Source organism: Nocardioides sp. P5_C9_2 (genome assembly GCF_054049555.1).
In genome coordinates this window covers 1-1373 of record NZ_JBFUMD010000700.1, presented here as the reverse complement: position 1 = coordinate 1373, position 1373 = coordinate 1, and the positions used below count along the sequence as shown (strand labels likewise).

Genomic DNA, 1373 nt, shown 5'->3' with positions numbered 1-1373 from the left:
CCAGGAGCCCGAGGGCGAGGGCGACCCAGTCGTGGACGAACGTCGCACCCGAACGCCACGACAGCGCGACCAACCCCGTCCAGTACATGAGCGCCCCGGTGCCGAGCAGGACCCCGGTCGATCCGGCCACCAGCCACGAGTTGACCTTCTGCCCGGCATTGAACTTGCCGACGGCGATGGTGCCGTCGCGACGTGACCGGTTGYGCAGCCAGTGCCAGTCGGCGGATGTGAAGCGGTTGAGCCGGCCCAGGTCGGAGCGGTAGGCCCGGGAGACGGYACCGAGCAGCATCGGCGCGGGGAGCGCGAGGCCGCACCAGACGTGGATCGTCTCGACGACGTGACGGTGCCCGACGGCCATCATGACCGGGCCGTTGTAGAGGACGGCGGCGGTGACGAGGCAGGCGCCCATCAGCAGGGCGACCGTCCTGTGCACCCACCGCTCGACGGGTGCGAACCGCTCGAGGTCGCGGCCCTCACCCATCGATGATCCCGTCCAGTGGGTAGCCGCGGTCCTCCCAGTAGCCGGGGCGGTTGTGCGAGGTGACCTCGATGCCCGAGAGCCACTTCGTGCTCTTGTATCCGTACATCGACCCGGAGTAGATCCGCACCGGGCCGCCGTGTGCGTGGGTGACGGGCTCGTCGTACATCGTGAGTGCCACGATCACGTCCTCCGCCCGGGCCTGCTCGAGCGTCATGTTGACCGAGTAGGTCCCGTCGAAGGAGTGGAACCGGACGCCGACGGCCTGGTCGGTGGGTGTCGCGCGGTCGAGCAGGTCGACGACCCGCACGCCGGACCACGGCACGTCCGGCACGTGCCAACCGGTGACGCAGTGGAAGGTGTCGGTGAACGAGGTCTGGGGCAGCGCCTCGAGGTCCGGGTAGGAGTAGGTCGCGGCGTGGTCGACGAGCCCCGAGACGCTGAGTGCGTACGAGGCGGTGTCACGAGGTGTCACGGAGCCGGTGACGGAGTAGTAGCGCCACGTGTCGCCCAGCGGGATCAGGGAGGTGAGGCCGGTGGGGTCGCGCAGCTGCACCGGGGCGAGGAGGTGGGACAACCCGTCCTGGAGTCGGTTGCCGGTGACCACCCCGACCGCGCCGAGCCCGAGCAGGCCCAGCACGACGCGACGCCCGACCGGCGCACCCTCAGCCTCCGCAGACACCGACGACCCGCCTCATGGAGCCACGTTAGCGACCCTGCGTGACGCCGAGGAGATGCGGAGGGGCCCGGAACGCCGAGCGAAGTGGTCTATGCATCCCGCGATCGACGGTTGTCGCGTGCCGGTGCCCTGAGGAGACTGGAAAGTCCGCAACTGCGAAGGAGTGAGCATGATTCCGATGTCAGCTCGACCGAGGAGATCCTCGGTGTTCCTCGC

2 protein-coding genes are annotated in these 1373 nt (G+C 69.3%); both read right to left on the bottom strand.

Features of this window, described 5'->3' with window-relative positions; genetic code table 11:
• Nucleotides 1-481 (bottom strand): cytochrome b/b6 domain-containing protein (locus tag ACXJKL_RS21120; RefSeq protein ID WP_457208953.1); only part of this gene is annotated, 481 nt, incomplete at its 3' end.
• Nucleotides 474-1160 carry a molybdopterin-dependent oxidoreductase gene (locus tag ACXJKL_RS21115; protein WP_457208952.1) on the bottom strand — a complete coding sequence of 229 codons (687 nt, stop codon included), beginning with the start codon at nt 1158-1160 and terminating at the stop codon, nt 474-476. The genes ACXJKL_RS21120 and ACXJKL_RS21115, both read right to left, overlap by 8 nt.
• Between the last annotated feature and the right edge of the window lie 213 nt (nt 1161-1373).